This window comes from Bacteroides intestinalis (assembly GCF_003464595.1).
GTDB classification, from domain to species: Bacteria; Bacteroidota; Bacteroidia; order Bacteroidales; family Bacteroidaceae; genus Bacteroides; species Bacteroides intestinalis_A.
Window position 1 is genome coordinate 1 of sequence record NZ_QRZF01000012.1, and the last position, 15,366, is coordinate 15,366.

The 15,366-nt window shown below is 41.1% G+C and carries 17 protein-coding genes; 9 read left to right on the plus strand and 8 right to left on the minus strand.

Annotated features, from left to right (window positions below):
• Positions 1–268: 268 nt before the first annotated feature.
• On the plus strand, positions 269–2,527 hold the full coding sequence (locus DWW10_RS16285) for a sensor histidine kinase (RefSeq protein ID WP_118420745.1): 2,259 nt from the start codon (positions 269–271) through the stop codon (positions 2,525–2,527).
• 103 nt (positions 2,528–2,630) lie between these two features.
• On the plus strand, positions 2,631–3,491 hold the full coding sequence (locus DWW10_RS16290) for a hypothetical protein (protein ID WP_118420744.1): 861 nt from the start codon (positions 2,631–2,633) through the stop codon (positions 3,489–3,491).
• Positions 3,492–3,504: 13 nt separating this feature from the next.
• Here the strand turns inward: DWW10_RS16290 and DWW10_RS26690 are convergent, their stop codons facing one another.
• The 3 genes from DWW10_RS26690 to DWW10_RS26700 are packed head-to-tail and all read right to left on the minus strand — an operon-like array spanning position 3,505 to position 4,126.
• A complete protein-coding gene (locus DWW10_RS26690) occupies positions 3,505–3,810 on the minus strand; it encodes a DUF5694 domain-containing protein (protein WP_409012368.1) in 306 nt (101 codons plus the stop codon).
• Positions 3,782–3,904 (minus strand): DUF5694 domain-containing protein, encoded by a 123-nt coding sequence (locus DWW10_RS26695; RefSeq protein WP_409012370.1) that lies wholly within the window; start codon positions 3,902–3,904, stop codon positions 3,782–3,784. The genes DWW10_RS26690 and DWW10_RS26695 overlap by 29 nt, the downstream gene beginning before the upstream one ends.
• A 21-nt stretch (positions 3,905–3,925) precedes the next feature.
• Positions 3,926–4,126 (minus strand): hypothetical protein, encoded by a 201-nt coding sequence (locus DWW10_RS26700; protein WP_409012369.1) that lies wholly within the window; start codon positions 4,124–4,126, stop codon positions 3,926–3,928.
• A 99-nt stretch (positions 4,127–4,225) separates the two neighbouring features.
• Between DWW10_RS26700 and DWW10_RS16300 the strand changes: the two genes are divergently transcribed.
• From DWW10_RS16300 to DWW10_RS16325, 6 genes are all read left to right on the plus strand, one after another.
• Positions 4,226–5,248, plus strand: coding sequence for a PDDEXK nuclease domain-containing protein (locus tag DWW10_RS16300; protein WP_007211373.1), 1,023 nt, complete (start codon positions 4,226–4,228; stop codon positions 5,246–5,248).
• A 32-nt stretch (positions 5,249–5,280) separates the two neighbouring features.
• Positions 5,281–5,988 (plus strand): response regulator transcription factor, encoded by a 708-nt coding sequence (locus tag DWW10_RS16305; RefSeq protein ID WP_118223341.1) that lies wholly within the window; start codon positions 5,281–5,283, stop codon positions 5,986–5,988.
• 244 nt (positions 5,989–6,232) lie between these two features.
• Positions 6,233–6,658 (plus strand): DUF3836 domain-containing protein, encoded by a 426-nt coding sequence (locus DWW10_RS16310; protein ID WP_118420743.1) that lies wholly within the window; start codon positions 6,233–6,235, stop codon positions 6,656–6,658.
• A 492-nt stretch (positions 6,659–7,150) separates the two neighbouring features.
• Positions 7,151–7,717, plus strand: a complete 567-nt coding sequence (locus DWW10_RS16315; protein ID WP_118420742.1) for a hypothetical protein — start codon at positions 7,151–7,153, stop codon at positions 7,715–7,717.
• 83 nt (positions 7,718–7,800) lie between these two features.
• The gene (locus DWW10_RS16320; RefSeq protein ID WP_118420741.1) at positions 7,801–8,775 is read left to right on the plus strand and encodes a hypothetical protein; all 975 of its coding nucleotides are present in this window, start codon (positions 7,801–7,803) and stop codon (positions 8,773–8,775) included.
• Positions 8,776–8,788: 13 nt separating this feature from the next.
• Complete coding sequence (locus tag DWW10_RS16325) at positions 8,789–10,429, plus strand: tetratricopeptide repeat protein (protein ID WP_118420740.1); 1,641 nt, start codon at positions 8,789–8,791, stop codon at positions 10,427–10,429.
• Positions 10,430–10,447: 18 nt separating this feature from the next.
• Here DWW10_RS16325 and DWW10_RS16330 read toward each other — a convergent pair whose 3' ends face one another.
• Together DWW10_RS16330 and DWW10_RS16335 are read right to left on the minus strand one after the other, a co-directional pair.
• On the minus strand, positions 10,448–10,966 hold the full coding sequence (locus tag DWW10_RS16330; RefSeq protein ID WP_118420739.1) for a DinB family protein: 519 nt from the start codon (positions 10,964–10,966) through the stop codon (positions 10,448–10,450).
• A gap of 62 nt (positions 10,967–11,028) precedes the next feature.
• Positions 11,029–11,709, minus strand: coding sequence for an RNA polymerase sigma factor (locus DWW10_RS16335; protein ID WP_118420738.1), 681 nt, complete (start codon positions 11,707–11,709; stop codon positions 11,029–11,031).
• Between the two features lie 482 nt (positions 11,710–12,191).
• Here DWW10_RS16335 and DWW10_RS16340 point away from each other — a divergent pair, with 482 nt between their 5' ends.
• A complete protein-coding gene (locus tag DWW10_RS16340) occupies positions 12,192–13,643 on the plus strand; it encodes a TlpA family protein disulfide reductase (RefSeq protein WP_118420737.1) in 1,452 nt (483 codons plus the stop codon).
• A gap of 69 nt (positions 13,644–13,712) precedes the next feature.
• Here the strand turns inward: DWW10_RS16340 and DWW10_RS16345 are convergent, their stop codons facing one another.
• Genes DWW10_RS16345 through DWW10_RS16355 form a run of 3 tightly spaced genes read right to left on the minus strand, consistent with a single transcriptional unit; the run spans position 13,713 to position 15,197 of the window.
• Complete coding sequence (locus tag DWW10_RS16345; protein ID WP_118420736.1) at positions 13,713–14,654, minus strand: HipA domain-containing protein; 942 nt, start codon at positions 14,652–14,654, stop codon at positions 13,713–13,715.
• Positions 14,655–14,667: 13 nt separating this feature from the next.
• The gene (locus DWW10_RS16350; RefSeq protein WP_118420735.1) at positions 14,668–14,982 is read right to left on the minus strand and encodes a HipA N-terminal domain-containing protein; all 315 of its coding nucleotides are present in this window, start codon (positions 14,980–14,982) and stop codon (positions 14,668–14,670) included.
• Positions 14,979–15,197 carry a helix-turn-helix transcriptional regulator gene (locus tag DWW10_RS16355; RefSeq protein WP_118420734.1) on the minus strand — a complete coding sequence of 73 codons (219 nt, stop codon included), beginning with the start codon at positions 15,195–15,197 and terminating at the stop codon, positions 14,979–14,981. The genes DWW10_RS16350 and DWW10_RS16355 overlap by 4 nt, the downstream gene beginning before the upstream one ends.
• Between the last annotated feature and the right edge of the window lie 169 nt (positions 15,198–15,366).

A 15,366-nucleotide genomic window follows, 5' to 3' on the forward strand; every position in this document is an offset into this window, starting at 1 on the left:
GGGGCATGAGGATGAATGTTATCGTAATGTTATCATTAGGTTAACGATATCTTTGTAACTCTGGAAAGCTTTCCTTGTATTTTTTTAGAGTTGTATGTATTTTTATATTCCTCTTTTAATCAGTGAGATGCTGATTTCCGTTCGTTTCTTTTCATCGTACCTTGCCATTGGCTGGAAAGAACGCATTCTCATCACATATAAAAAGTAGTACATTACTCCGCGATCCATAGTTATTTGCTATTTTTGCAGGCGAATATAAACGGATAAGATGAAATTACGTACTGTCATCTCTCTTTCACTTGTGAGTCTGATTGCTGTTGTGTTGATACAGTTGGGTGGAATGCTTTATGCTTTCCATGTACAGATGCAGGAAGCGGAGAAGTTACTAAACAAGTGTTTTTGGATGTCTTTCACGGAGACAGTGGATAATTTGGTGAACAACCTTCCTTATCCTGATAATTCAATAGCTATCATAGCGTATGCACCCAATCCTAAATACAAGCGGATTGATGGGAATGAAAGGAATAAGCGTACTTCCCAGCAAGTGGCACAGGCTTTGCAACGGGTGTATGGAATAAAAGAAATTCCGTTAGCCACCATAGATAGCGTGTTGCACAATAAGTTGCGGAAGTTAGACATGGATGGAACGCTGACCGTGGAGCGCATTAATGTAAATACAAATGAGGTGCTGGCAAGTACCAATCCTCAGGTAAGTATCCGTAACTTTGCCGCTGTTACTTCCGAAACTGCTTTTACCTTTAAATCCCGTGGGGAGGCTGTCCGTGCCATTCTTTCTTTCCCTGCCAAGGAGATGGAGAAGAGACTCCTGTTACTGTCATTCATTACATGGCTATTGCTGGGTACGGCTGTCTATGCCTTGATTGTACAAATGAAGTCGGTGTTCCGTCAACGGCACGACTTGCAGAAACAACAACAGGACTTCTATACGTTGGCCGAAGAAATGAAACATCCCGTCAGCCGGATGAAGAACTTGATAACCACAGAAAACTGGCAAGAGATAGAGGCACAAAGCAACGTACTCTTTGAGAGAACCAATGCTACTCTGGCACATGCCAAAGCAGAAATCCGGCAAGGAAGTACAGGCAGGCCTATTTCTCTTAAAGCAATTTCTATAGTCAGCCTGGCGGGAGTATTCCTGTTGCTGGCTGTCTGGTCGGGATATTTGTATTATATTACATCTCAAAAGATACGGTATCAGGCGGAGGAGCAATTGGAAGAGGCTTTCTACCGGGAGGCAGACTTACATAGGTATCCGCTTTTCACTAAGGCTAATCCTGATTTTAATTGGGATAGTTCACCGGGAGGATTTCTCCCTTATCCGCGGCGTATGATGAATGAACTTTATAAGGTATATCTGGAGAAAGGTTATCGTTACCGGGTACAGTTGAGTGTCATACGACATCTTTACAATAAGTTTGATGAAGATTTCCGCGTAAAGATGGCTTATGATATACAGGATACGATTAGTCTGCGTAGCCGTGTGCCCATTCCGTTCTCCTTGCAGTTTGCCGACAGTGTTTTCAGGAAACAGCTTTTGGAAACAGGCTTTCCGGATAGGGCGGATATCCGTTGGATCAGGTATCCGTCCCGGGAGTTGATACTTTATACTGGTAGTCCGACTGTTGACTTTGGGGATATTACTACCCGGTTGTTTCCGTTGGATAAGGATAGTACGAGTTGCATCTTTGCTGTGGTTCGTTCACCACAACGTACTATTATGAGTACCACATGGTATATGCAGGTGCCACTGCTTATTGCTTTCCTTTTCGTATCTCTCTGTGTTTTCTTTCAGATACGTATGTTGCGGGCACAGCGTCGGTTGGAGCAGTTTCAGAAGGACTTTACTTACTCCATGATACATGATATGAAGTCACCGTTGCAGTCTGTCATGATGGGAGCGCATATCCTGGCAAGTGGTAAGTTGGCGGATAAGCCTGAGAAGCTGGCCCGTTACAGGCAAGTGATGGGAGATGAGTGCGAACATCTGCTGACACTTTCCAATCGCGTAGTAATGCTGACAGAGATAGATCGTGGGGAATTGGTACTACATAAAGAAGAAGTTGCCTTAAGGTCGTTGTTACGGGATATAGCAGAAAAGTATCAGTTGAAAGCAGCGAAGACGGTTCATTTCGATATAGATTGTGAAGAAGGATGTAGTGTTTATGCGGATGCTTTCTGTCTGCGTGAGATACTTTCCAACCTGGTGGACAATGCCGTCAAGTATTCTAATGAAGAGGTTCTGATCATTCTTTCAGGTAAAAAGACAGAGGATGGAACCATTGTTAGAGTGCATGATAGCGGTATTGGTATTCCTTTGAGCGAACAGCATAAGATATTCAATAAGTTCGAGAGGGTTGCTTCCGGCAGTCGTAAGACGGGTGCATCAGGTTTTGGGTTAGGATTGAATTATGTGTTGCAGGTAGTGAGTGCCCACGGTGGTATGGTGAAGGTAGAAAGTGTGGAAGGGAGTTACAGTGAATTTACGCTACAATTCCCCTTGCGTTAAAAAAGCCTGTTGGCAAAGATGAAATGTGCTCAACTATTTGTTATTCAGATAGGCTTTTACTATTTTTGTATACAGAGTCCGTAAAAAACAAAGGAGGTAGATTATGACACGCAGGGTTGGCATATCTTGGCTCCCAATTCGTTGGGGATTATTTTTTCTGTTCATTTCTGGTTTGCAGTTGCTTTCTGCACAGGAAGATAGTACACGCTTCACTCTTGATAGCATGTTGATAAAGCCGAAAGCTGCATTTCAGCTTCCATCCGTCAACCTGCTTCCCGAAAAGACCGTATACCCTTTGATAAATCCTATACAGTTAGGTGATTTACCTTCTTTCTCCTTGAAAGAGGAACTCCGTATACCTTATCATATAAATCCTTCTCCGCTATTCCGGGGCGATTATAGCACAGGAGGTGTATTAAGGCAATTTCCCCATGGAGCGGTATTCGGTTCCGGAAGCCAGACCAGTCTTCCAGGCATCGGGCGTTTCAATAATGCTTCGTTAGGATATCAGCATATCTTTAATGATCGGCTATCGTTGCAACTTCGTGCCAATGCCATGAAGATAAATATGTCTCACATCACCGGGCAAGCCTTCAGTACTGCGGGCAGGCTGACTTATCGTGCTTCCGACCGGGTTGCTTTCAATGTCTTCGGTTCGTATGATATCGGTAATTCTTATGGGATGAGCACTAATAGTTATGGTGCTACGATGTCTCTTGATATGTCCGAACGTTTTGGTGTGGAGGTAGGTGCCCAGCGCTATTACGATGCCATGCGTGGAGGTTGGCAGACGGTTCCCGTTGTGATACCTTATTATCGCTTCGAGAAGTTTAAGCTGGGGCTGGATGTAGGCGGAATAATATACGAGATTCTGCGTAGTGCGGTGTTTGATAATCGTGGCGGCGGTGACTTTGGTGGCGGCCCTACGATTAGACCGCCAAAGTTCTCATTTCCGATAAGATAGAAGAAGCAGATATTTACTTCAGGTAATCGTTTATATTCAGTAGCTTGTATTCGGGCGAACATTCAAACAGATAGTTCAGGATGTTCAGATGTCCTGCGCCGAAGATAACCAATATCCTTTTGCCGGCGGTACCGGGAATCCGCTGGATATTCCTGAGTATCCTTAGATTCCGGTTGAACCATCTTCCGGATTCAAAATCTGTTCCGGTATAATCGCCTTTGACGGATTCATACTTGAAATGCTTGATAAGATAGTTTCCTAAATCTTTCTTGATAGGTAGTGTGTGCTCCCTAGGCATCTGCACAGTATATCTTGGCATTGTACATTCGGGCTATTCTGAAACCTAACTGCTGAATTTCGTTTCTGCTCAGCTCATGCTTGCCGGTAAGGTATGAGTTATAGAGAGAGTCTATCTCTGACTGTTTGTATAAAGGTCATTCAATGACAATGGCATCCGGTTTGAATTGTGCCAGTTTCTTGGATATTAACTCTATCTCCCTTTGATATTGAGGAGATAGTACATCTATCTGGTCTTCTTCGGATACTTGTTGCACATCCAGATTGGGAAATTCGAAGTGGAAGACTCCCAACGTAAGGACTTCTGCCTGCTGGGCATATCCTTTTGTGAAGAACATGCTTGCGGTAATCAGAATAAGAATGAATGATATCGCAATGTTATCTTCGGGTTAACGAATAATTTATTACTTTTGTGGCTGATATCATAACTGATAAAGATGGAGTTAGATAAGTCATTAAAGGTAGATTTTCTTTCAGAAATCAAAGGAATCATCCAGCAGGCACGCACTAATGCTGTACGAAGTGTAGACTTCTGTCGTGTACAGATGTATTGGACACTTGGGAAGCGTATTTTTGAAGAGGAACAAGATGGAAAGGAGCGTGCCGATTATGGAGCTTACTTGCTGAAAAATCTCTCTAAGGAGCTTGTCCCGGAATTTGGCAGTGGGTTTTCTTATCGTCAATTGGCTTTCTGCCGCCAATTTTATAAAACTTATCCAATTGTGAACGCACTGCGTTCACAATTCAATTGGACTCAATATAGGCTTCTTATTCAAATAGATAATCCGGATAAGCGGGAATATTACGAACTGGAAGCGATGAACAATTGTTGGACAGCGCGTGAGTTAGAACGCCAAATCAATTCAGGCCTTTATGAACGTTTGTTATTAAGTAATGATAAGGAGGCTGTTTTGGCTGTAGCACGTAGAGAGCGTATCCCAGAGACTCCTTTGGAAATCATTAAAGATCCTATGGTGTTAGAGTTTCTTGGTTTGAAAAAGGAAGCGGCATATTATGAAAAAGACCTTGAACAGGCATTGATTACCCATTTGCAGGATTTCTTGTTAGAATTAGGAAATGGTTTTTCTTTTGTGGCCCGGCAAAAGCGTCTGCTACTTGAAGATGACGAATTCTTTGCAGATTTGATTTTTTATAATCGTCTGCTGCGCTGTTTTGTTGTTATAGAGCTGAAAACCCGGAAGATAACCCATGAGGATATAGGACAGTTACAGATGTATGTGAACTATTATGATCGGGAGGAAAAACTTCCGGAAGAGAATCCTACTATCGGGATATTGCTATGTGCAGATAAAAATAATATGGTAGTTCGTTATTCGTTACCAGAAAATAACACTACCATATTGTCAAGTAAATACCAGATTTATTTACCTTCGGAGGAGCAACTTGTGAAAACGCTTAAGCAAGAATTGGAAGAGCGAAGGTTAATTGATAATTTATAGTATAGAAAGTTAATACAATTCATATCAAAGACATGGATACAATAAAGTTATTGTTAGTTGAGGACGATCCCAGCCTGCGTTACATCGTTCAGAGCGGATTGGAAGATATCATAGAGGGCTATGAAGTGTTGGCAGCCGCCAATGGTGAAGAAGGATTGGCAATGTGGAGGGAACACCGTCCCGATGTCATTCTCTCGGATATAGAAATGCCCGTCATGGATGGTTATGAGATGGTGAAGCGTATCCGTGAGGTGGATAAAGAGACGCCTATAATTTTTTCTTCCGGTTTGGTTTCTCCCAAAAATGTATTGAAAGGCTATGAGTTGGGAGCCAACAATTATATCAAGAAACCTTTCATTCCCGAAGAACTGGATGCCCATATTCATGCTTTGTTGAAACTCTCCAAAGGTGAAAAGAGTAAGGACGAAAGCGAATGTTACAAGATTGGAAAGGAATATGTACTTGATGCTACGCACGCCATATTGAAACATTCTTCCGGTGAAAACAAGACATTGACCGCCCGTGAAGCAGGACTGTTGCAAATGCTTTGTGAGAACAGAGGTGATGTAGTACGCCGCGAAGCCATTCTTGATAAGTTCTGGAATACGGAAGATGATTATTTTGCTTCCCGCAGCCTGGATGTATTCGTCACGAAACTCCGTAAGTTGATAGCTGAAGATTCATCAGTCAGCATTAAAACGGTGAAAGGTGTGGGGCTGATGCTGGAAGAAAACGTATAGTTCCTACTATTCGACTACTATATTTATTCGGGGCACTAAACTGTGCCTCGAATATTTTTTTGTCCTTACTGTCCGTTTTCATGCGGACACTTGTCCGGAAATGAACATAGCTTGAAATCGTATATTCGTTGATAATCAATGCCTTATTGTTTTGGCACGCCAATTGACTATATATAGTCGAAGGCGGTTGACAAAGACTTCCTCTCAAACATCAAGAAGTAATAACAATAAAAAAATAACGATTATGAAAACGAACTTAATTTCTAAAGCAGTTGTAATGTTAGCAGTAGTAATGGCCAGTGTAATGAACTTCTCTGCAAGTGCAAGTAATCCTACTCAGTATGTGAAGAATGAAGAGATGACCGGCGAGTTGATGACCGCAAAGACTATCTTTAAGAACGAAGATGGACATCTGTATCGCCACCTCCGTTATACCTACACTTACGATACAGAAAATCGCGTGACCAGCAAGGAAGCTTCTAAATGGGACAGCTCAAAAGAGGCTTGGGTTCCTTATTTCAAGATGAATGTTTCTTATGCCAACAGTGAAGTTGAACTTAGCTATGCCCGCTGGAACTCCAAGAGCAACGCTTACGACAGCAATATTAAAAAGACTGTTTATGAAATGAATGATGATAATGTTACTTTAATGTTGGCAAGTACAAAATAAAACATCAGTAATTAGGGTATAAATTCCGGGATGATTGAGATAGAAATCTCATCATCCCGGTTTATTTTTAAATATAAGCTGTGAAAAAGCTATTTTCCTTTTTGAAGTTAATATTATCTTGGCACCAAAGAAAATATCCGATTACTGGAATAGGCTATTATTCCGCTTAAGGAGGATATTAGGAAAGTAGAGATGTGTGAAAATATGGAGACAAGATAACGAATATATACCTGAGAGGAGGTAATGCTGTTTTTCTATTGATTCTTTGTGCAAAGCCATTGATGAAATTAGCTCTTTAATATAAATGTCCCCTGATTTGTCCATCCTATATATATTATTATCCTTTGATAAACAGTGTTTTATAATATTACTTGTCCCCTTCATTTATCCCCCACGATTGTTTCATTGTTTACAGGTTACTTTTTATTTTTGTTTCAATGCAATTAATAGAAAAGATAGAACTATTATTAATCATTATAAAAAGTAATATTTATGGAAAAACAAACAAAACTCTACCCAAGCTATATGGGTGAATTCTATGCAGCAAACCCGGTGAAATTTGAAAAAAGAAAGAACAATGTTAAGCCGATGCTTTATTATGGATTGGCTGTAGTTGCTGTTATTATTGTTATTTTTCCTGATTTTATCCCTGTAGCGGGTTGGTTGGTTCGGACGGTCGGAGTAATTGCTGTATTAATATGTCTGCTTGCAGCGTATTTGAGCAATTTTGATTATTATAATAGCGAGAGTGGGGGTAAGATAAAAGAGGTAGGTTTGAAGAAGTTCAAGCGCGATGAAACCGATATAAACAGAATCCTGGAAGCATTTCTCAGAAAAGACTTTGAGTATCTGGCAGAGTTGCCCGGAGCATACAGCGCACCGGTTCAGATTCATGTGGAAGAGGATAAATTGGGGCAGGAGATGTATTGCTTACTGACTTCTTACGATTCTGACAGCAACATTATCGGTCTGACCAATGTCCTGACCTTATCAGGAAATGATTATCTCGATCATGCGGATGTAATTAGACAGATGCTTAAAGATGCGGAAAACGATTGATTCTTTATTATTGTACGCCATACTGAAAAGCAGGCTTCAGTTATGTGAAAATACTCCTATGCTAACTTCGTCTTTCCGTATTTATGAGCAGAAAGAAACTTAGACCCAAACAGCAACCGGTTCATGGCGAAGATGCCTCCCGACAGCAGCCGAAGAGAAGAATGGCACTATGGAAAATCCTGGTGCCTGTCTTTGTCTTTCTTTTCCTGTTGCATTGCAGGATGTGGTATATAGAAGAGGAAATGCTGATGCATACTGCATTTTCTTCCGGCAGCTATTTAGGATTGAACCGGAAAATCGTTATTCTTCTTATGGCAATAACGATGTGTAGCTGCATGGTTTATATCTATAAGAAAAGCACTGGGAAGTGGTATCATTGGAGAAACTTTGTCTCTGCCTTTGTGTGTGGAGGTATTGTAGTGGGATTATGTACCAATGTGCTGGTTGTCTTTCTGTTCTGGCTGAACAGTTGCTTTACTTCCGGAGTGCAGACCCGTGAGTATATAATTGTCAATATCGCTCCACACGACAGGACGCGTAAGAGTTACATTCCCCGTTCTGGTGCATGGTTGCTGAATACATTTTCTTACGGGGAGATATTTATACAAGGTGACCGTTACACTCGCATCTACTTGCCCATTGACTCTGCATACTGGCTCAGCGGTGAACGAGGTATCTATCTTAAAATAGAGTTGGAAGACGGCTGGCTGGGATGGGGAGTAATACGGAAGATCAATTCGGTGACCGCAACAAAAGTATCGGAAAAAGTAGAAGTTCGTTTCCCTGAAGATGAGCAGACACAGACGCCTGACTCTTGTTTGCACGAAAAAAGTGAAAAAGCTTTTAAGTATACATGGAGAGATATTTATATCTTTGCCAAACTGAGGAATATTAATTTATCGGATACCACCCACGTCAGCGTAAATCAGTATATAGACGGGCAAAAAGGTATTCCGGTGTGGGAGATTGATATACGCGATTCCATTCAGCCGGATATGGCCAGAGTGATATTGATTCATGGAGAGACTGGAGAAGTGATGATGGATTCGTACGAATAACACGATATTGAAGATGAGATTGAAGAGTTTGATAGGGATAATTCTATGGGGTAGTATGTTGGTTTCGTGTGGTCCTGATAATCGTGTGGCCTTGGCGGAGAAGCTGATGGCGGAACGTGAGACGGATAGCGCCATAACCGTAATGAATGAGATTAAAGAACCGTTGCATAACTTATCGAAACGCGACTATGCACTTTATGCCTTACTGATGTCCGAGGCAGTCCACAGGAAACAACAGTTGAATGCAGCTACAGATACCCTGCTGCTACCGGCAATTAAATATTTCAGCCAATCGGGCGATTCTCTTTATGCCGAACGGGCCCTTTACTGCAAAGCACATCTGGACAGACGGCTTAACCGGATGAGCGATGCCATGCAATCTTTTCTGAAAGCTTTGCTTTTCCTGCAAAATAGTGGTAATCATGAGCAGCTCTACCGGGTGAATACCTGGTTGGGAGTTGTTTGTCTGAATCAGGAAGAATATTCCGGTAAGGTGCGTTATTCCAAAGAAGCCTTGAAGGCGGCTTTGGATTTGGGAAATATGTTCTATAAGAATATGGCCTTGTGCGATATTTCTACCGGATATTTGTTTCTGAACCAATTGGATAGCGCCCTTTACTATGCTCAGGCGGCCTATGAGGCGGCTTTAGCCGATTCGGTTCCTCGGCAACTTCCTTTCATCTATACAAATCTGGGTAGTATCTATTCTCAGCAAGGAGAGCCTGCCAAGGCACTGGATTATATAAATAAATCAATAGCTCTTCGTCCGGCTAAAGATACTGCAAGAATTCTTTCGCTCTATGGAGTAAAGTTGGAGTTGTTTGGAAAACTGGGACAATATGATTCGGCATATCACTATTTTCAGAAAGTTATCTCCAGTCCGGAGCCTTCTTCGGTGGCCGATGCCTATAATAATATGTCGAAAATATATCATAAAATGGGCCGTGCTTCAGATGCCTATCCTATGCTACAACGCTTTATTGAATTATCCGATACCATACGAAAGTATCGTCATACTGAGGAAGCCATTGCATTGCAAGAGCTTTACAAACACGAACAGCTCTCGGTAGAAAACCTGTATTGGCGCACCCGGGCTGCGGAAAGGCAGCGTAATGTGTATTGGATGACCACAATCTCTTTGCTGTTGGTTTGGGTGGCAAGTGCGGTATATTTCATCTATCGCCGTAACCGTAATCGCCTGATGGCGCAGCAACATCAGCTCGTGCAACAGGAAAAGGAACTGAAGCAACAACGTAAGGCCACTTCCGAGAGTCTTCGCCGCATGGTGGAAATGGAACAAAAAGAAGCAAAGCTGAAGGAAACCTTTTTCAGGAGATTAAGCCAGAAGGTGGTACAAGAATTAGAGAAGGGCGGCAATGTCATCCTTTCAGATGAAGACTGGGATGACATTGTGCAGAATGCTGATATTATCTTCGACAACTTTACGAAACGCTTGCAGCAGACTTACCCAAGTCTCAATAAAGACGACTTGCGTTACTGCTGCATGGTGAAAATGCAATTGTCTCAGTCGAGTATGGCACAAGTGATGCATCTGGAGCGGGATTCCGTGAAGAAACGCCTGAAACGTATCCGTATGGAAAAGATGGGGGCGGATAGTGGTGTTACGTTGGAAGAACTGCTGTACAATTTTTAATTGTGCCGATGTACCCAATTACATCCACTTGACAAGGTGACCTAATGCCCGTTTTATCGCTTCCATTTCGGCACTGTGCCACATCTCATGTTTGAAGCACCAGGACAGCGCCTCATACTTATTATTGGCAACCGGATGTTTGAAAGGAATAGGTTCTAAGTTCTCCGATAAGATACGGTCGTCCAGCAGGGATAAGTTGCGGATACAAATCTCGTGAACGGCATCTAATTGCTTTTTTAACTCTGTTGTGGGGATTAAGTCCTTCTCGACGGAGCGATGTAATGTCCCCATCCCATTGAAGATCTTTATGTAATCAATAAGCGGAATGAGTTTGTAAACTTCTTCATTTCTTCCTGTAATGCAGGTTATGGCATGGAAGTTCTGGCTGATAATCAGGTGTCCGATCTGCCATGCAAAGTTAGAATCGGTGTTCTCAGGGATGGTGTACCATAGATTTTCCGGGAGTTCGGATACCAGGCGGTTTACAAAATTCCGTGATTCGATGATCTGTTCTTTTAGAAAATTAATCTTACTCATAATTCATTTGTTTTTAAGTTATACATAGTAGTTAGTGAGCAAGTCTTTCGTTCTGTGACAACTCAGGGCATTATTTTTTCCCAGTAACTCTTTCTTGGAAGTTCTTTCTCAAATCTCTGATAAATATCGACGAGACGGATAATCTTCTTTACGGCTGTATATTCTTTTTCTAAATTGAGTGAGGTGACATGCTTACATATCCGGCATTTGCAAGTCCCCTGTGGGTTATATAGCGGACAGGTGCCATCCATGAAGTGGGTAATCTTGTTGATGGAGCGGGAAGAAATCTGTCTGATATTGTCTTCCGTCATACCCATGATTTCGCTGATCTGTTTGTGGGAAAGGTTAAGGTTTATCTTGAATATGAATATCAGTCGGGCATCATTGGTTAAACAATGGAGTTGGGCTGTCAGGCACCAGTCACAGCATTTTTTTATCCATTCGTGTTCGTCTCTGTCCTGTTCGGCTGGATCAATGGCGGGAAGATCACGGAACTCTTTCAATTCGTTCATGGTGGCGATTCTTTCATTCCGGGCATAGCGCAGTATGGTACGTTTGCATATTGTGTATATCCATGTAGATAACTCAGACTGGCCATTGAAAGAGCCGATACTCCTGATAATTTCGTACCAGACTTCCTGGGCGGCTTCTTTTGCTACTTCCTTGTTTTGTATCATGCGGTGCGATATGGAGGATATCATTGTGCCATATTGCTCTACTATCTTCTCTAAGTCCGGTTCCATATTGTATATATTGGTTACGTTGAGGCTGTAAATGTAACTAAATATTAAGAGCTGAACTAAAAAGCAGCGTATGGTTATCACCTTATCACTCCTTTATTCCTTCTTTTCCTATAAGTACATAGTTGTTTCCTTTTATGGAAACTCTGTTTATCCCGCACGGTAACTCCATTTACATGCCGAAGTAAAGCTCGTTACATACCGAGGTAAAGAGCGTTACAATAAGGGGTAAAGGACGTTACATACGGCAGTAAATGCTTTTACATCTTGTAGTAACCCATTGGTAAATACTATTGGTTGATTATCAGTAAACTAGCAAAAGGTCATCAGTAATCTTGAATTCATTTTCATACCATTATGAATTAATTTCGATAACGGATGGTTATTGTAATGTTATAGAGTCTGAATAGATTTATTACCCTAAGGATAAAAAATATATCTTTGTGGATGAACGGTTAATTGTTGGACGCTAATAAAAAATACGTATGAAACATCTATGCTTACTGTTTGCTTTTCTATCTATCCTCAGTTGTAGAGCACAGGAAGATAATGAGGATTTGGCAAAAGAGGTGATAATCTCGGGTCGTGTATTGAATAGGGAGGTATATCCGAAAGAAAAGGAGGTAAAACTTGTGCTTCCCTGTATGCCTTATCTGGAAACAATATATACTTCCCCTATAGCAGATGACGGTACTTTCAGTTTTCGTTTTAGTCCTTATGCTTCAACGCGCGAGGTTGTTCTTCGCAATTATGCGGAACACTTGTATGTACACCCGGGTGATAGCCTGCATGTTGAAATTGATTTCAGTGATTTACTGAATCCCCGTATTACCGGAACTTCCGGTACACTGAATCAGTATATGGCTCTTTTTACCACAGGTGGATATTATAGGGGACCTTATTTAGGTGGTAATAATGCTACTTTTGAAGAATTTGAAAAAGAATTGAAAGAAGAGTATGCCAGTCGTCAGGAGCGTCGTACTGACTTTCTGAAGGAGCATTCTCCCGGTGCGGAAGTTGAGAAATATACGGCAGACTTACTGTCGATAGATTATTATTATTCCCTTTTTAACTATGCCATGTCACAAGCGGCAAATGGTAAGGATGTCAGTCAGTATAAAGCACTATTATCAGAGCTTGATCCTCTCTTTTCCGAGCAGACTGTTTATGCCAGTCAGTTTTCTCTGGCTGACATAGTTCAAAGGTTCCTCTATTTTGACCATATCAGGAGAGAAAAGCGTGATTTTGAGTTCAAGGATATTGTCGAGGTTGGTAAGAATCGTGCCATCTTGCCGTATTTATCTCTCTACCCCATAGCTAAGACTTTATATGATAACGATACGACTTATTTAGCTGATAACAGAGTTCTGTTAGATTCTATTGTAAAAGCACCTTATCTGAGAAAACCTCTGCTTGAATTCTATCAGGATAAAGCCAGTTTTCTAAAATCTCCCGAGAAAGTATCCTATTATATGCTCTATGGCAATAATGCCGATGAGGCAACTGCACAGAAAGAAATGCCGTTTATGATACCTGTATACAACCTTTTGGAGAAGTATGCCGGTAAGGTGATTTATGTTGATTTCTGGGGAGTTATTTGTCCACCTTGCCTGGCAGAAATGGAGCCTTTAAAGGAATTGCGGAAGCGTTATTCGCCCGATGATGTTGTAATGGTAAGTATCTGTGGAAGTGGAGAGCGGGAGGCATATCAAAAGATTCTGGAACGTTTCTCTTTGGAGGGGAAGAACATTGAATGCATCTATTCGGAAGATTGGGCGACTGCTGACGATTATCATCGTATCATGCGTCATTGGGATATGAACAGCATACCTCAATTCCTTTTGATTAATCGTGATGGGATCATTGTGGATTACGGCAGTGGATTGAGACCCAGTTATCCGAAGACGGTGGCAAAGATTGATGCTCTCTTAAAATAAAGGGAGAATCGGGTAGGGATAATATATCTGGCTGATATTGTAGTGTGAGGGAAGTTATTGGGGCTTCCCTCACACTATAATGGATAATTTATCGTTTATAAGACTTATATATTGTTTTTGCATATCATCCGGTAGGAAAGAGCCTTTTATAAAGTCCGACCAATTTTGTTGGGCTTTTGTAAATTTTTTAAAGATATTCTCTATGATTTTCTCTTCGACACCTGAAGAAGTGATGGCCGTGATGAAGTCTTTTTTCCTTATTTTGCTTTTCTTTCCGTTCAGCGTCAGTGCCAGTTCTTCGGTATCTTCAGGCATAACTAATGCTGTTGAAAGCATGTCATAAGCAGGAGTTAATGTATGATACCCTTTGTTTGGACTATACAAGGAAAAGTTCTTCAGATGCATGTCTGCATTTCCTGTAATCCACGAAAATACTGTTTGCTCCCAAAAGTTTATGAGATCTAATTTGGGAGTAGAAGAATATTGTTGTATAAGTTTCGCTATCTGCTCATAAGAGCCTTTATACTTGTATTCTGTTAATCGTTCGGCTAATTGACACATGTCTTCCATAGGGAGTTTTGTCCCGTCTTCACGTCTGTCAATGCGCCGTGTTATATAGCAAAGTTCACCATCCAGAAACCGTATCAGGGAGTGTGGCACTACTTTTATCCGGGCTATTTCAGCTAAGTGCATCGTAAGATCTTCCAGTTCCGGAAGAAGGGGATATAGATCTGTTTGTGGTTTCAGAATATACCGTCCCCAAAGGCCGACTATTGTGAAGCGTTCGGGTTCATTTTTTTCTCCTTTATGAATATCCAGGGATAGTTTAGCCTGTACTCCTGTCAATGTAGTCTGACTCCGTATCACCTGTTCAGCTAAATCGGCTAATTGATTCCTTACATATGGTAAAATAGGAGGTGTTTTCGTGTCGAACATCTTTTGGGAGCATGCCGGATGAAAATCTGTTTCTCCTTTCTTTAATTCTTTATAGCAATACAAACATTTTCTCATATTATTCCTCTGTTTAATCAGGTATTATGCTGACTGCTCCAATGCAATCTTTACAACATGCCAATAATAGAGACATTCTGTCTCGTTGATTGATTTTCCAGCTTTTTTCTGCTATATTCAGTAACCAACCTTCGGGGATTAATCCGTCAAAAAAAGGAAATAAAACTTTATCCTGATAAGGTTTATCGGTTAGTGGCATAGTCAGACTGATGGCTTCTGCATGAGCAGATTCTAAAAAATCTTTATCATACAAAAATGTATATCCGTTTTCATCTTCTGTCAATGTTCCGGCCTTATAATCGTGCAAATGGACTGATGCTCGTTTCATAATTCTGTATTTTTAGGCATTGGAACGGCACCTACTTCCATTCCAAAAAGATTCAATACTTGATTTACCTTATCCAATCTTAAAGTCTGCTTACCTTGCTCTAATTCGCGGATAAAGCGGAGGCCTACGCCGGACTTTTCTGATAAATCAACTTGGGTAAGTTCATACTGCTTACGCATCTCTTTTACGTATTTTGCTAAATTCATATATTCCATATTATACCCGTTTGGGTACAAATGTAATAATTATCTTCTTATTTATACCATATCGGGTATAAATAGTTTGTCTCTATATCCTGCTTATACCCCCTAAGGTATAAAATAGGTATTCATCATTCATTTGTATTTGCTTTTTTATAACTTCCATTCCATTGTCCGCTTTCAT

What these genes read in the sequence shown, in the direction of transcription:
- DWW10_RS16305 (WP_118223341.1), top strand. Translation starts at nt 5,281, where the DNA reads ATGGATACAATAAAGTTATTGTTAGTTGAGGACGATCCCAGCCTGCGT.
- DWW10_RS16300 (WP_007211373.1), top strand. Translation starts at nt 4,226, where the DNA reads ATGGAGTTAGATAAGTCATTAAAGGTAGATTTTCTTTCAGAAATCAAA.
- DWW10_RS16315 (WP_118420742.1), top strand. Translation starts at nt 7,151, where the DNA reads ATGGAAAAACAAACAAAACTCTACCCAAGCTATATGGGTGAATTCTAT.
- DWW10_RS16350 (WP_118420735.1), bottom strand. Translation starts at nt 14,982, where the DNA reads ATGAAACGAGCATCAGTCCATTTGCACGATTATAAGGCCGGAACATTG.
- DWW10_RS16325 (WP_118420740.1), top strand. Translation starts at nt 8,789, where the DNA reads ATGAGATTGAAGAGTTTGATAGGGATAATTCTATGGGGTAGTATGTTG.
- DWW10_RS16290 (WP_118420744.1), top strand. Translation starts at nt 2,631, where the DNA reads ATGACACGCAGGGTTGGCATATCTTGGCTCCCAATTCGTTGGGGATTA.
- DWW10_RS26690 (WP_409012368.1), bottom strand. Translation starts at nt 3,810, where the DNA reads ATGCCAAGATATACTGTGCAGATGCCTAGGGAGCACACACTACCTATC.
- DWW10_RS16355 (WP_118420734.1), bottom strand. Translation starts at nt 15,197, where the DNA reads ATGGAATATATGAATTTAGCAAAATACGTAAAAGAGATGCGTAAGCAG.
- DWW10_RS16335 (WP_118420738.1), bottom strand. Translation starts at nt 11,709, where the DNA reads ATGGAACCGGACTTAGAGAAGATAGTAGAGCAATATGGCACAATGATA.
- DWW10_RS16330 (WP_118420739.1), bottom strand. Translation starts at nt 10,966, where the DNA reads ATGAGTAAGATTAATTTTCTAAAAGAACAGATCATCGAATCACGGAAT.
- DWW10_RS16310 (WP_118420743.1), top strand. Translation starts at nt 6,233, where the DNA reads ATGAAAACGAACTTAATTTCTAAAGCAGTTGTAATGTTAGCAGTAGTA.
- DWW10_RS16285 (WP_118420745.1), top strand. Translation starts at nt 269, where the DNA reads ATGAAATTACGTACTGTCATCTCTCTTTCACTTGTGAGTCTGATTGCT.
- DWW10_RS16320 (WP_118420741.1), top strand. Translation starts at nt 7,801, where the DNA reads ATGAGCAGAAAGAAACTTAGACCCAAACAGCAACCGGTTCATGGCGAA.
- DWW10_RS16340 (WP_118420737.1), top strand. Translation starts at nt 12,192, where the DNA reads ATGAAACATCTATGCTTACTGTTTGCTTTTCTATCTATCCTCAGTTGT.
- DWW10_RS26700 (WP_409012369.1), bottom strand. Translation starts at nt 4,126, where the DNA reads ATGTTCTTCACAAAAGGATATGCCCAGCAGGCAGAAGTCCTTACGTTG.
- DWW10_RS16345 (WP_118420736.1), bottom strand. Translation starts at nt 14,654, where the DNA reads ATGAGAAAATGTTTGTATTGCTATAAAGAATTAAAGAAAGGAGAAACA.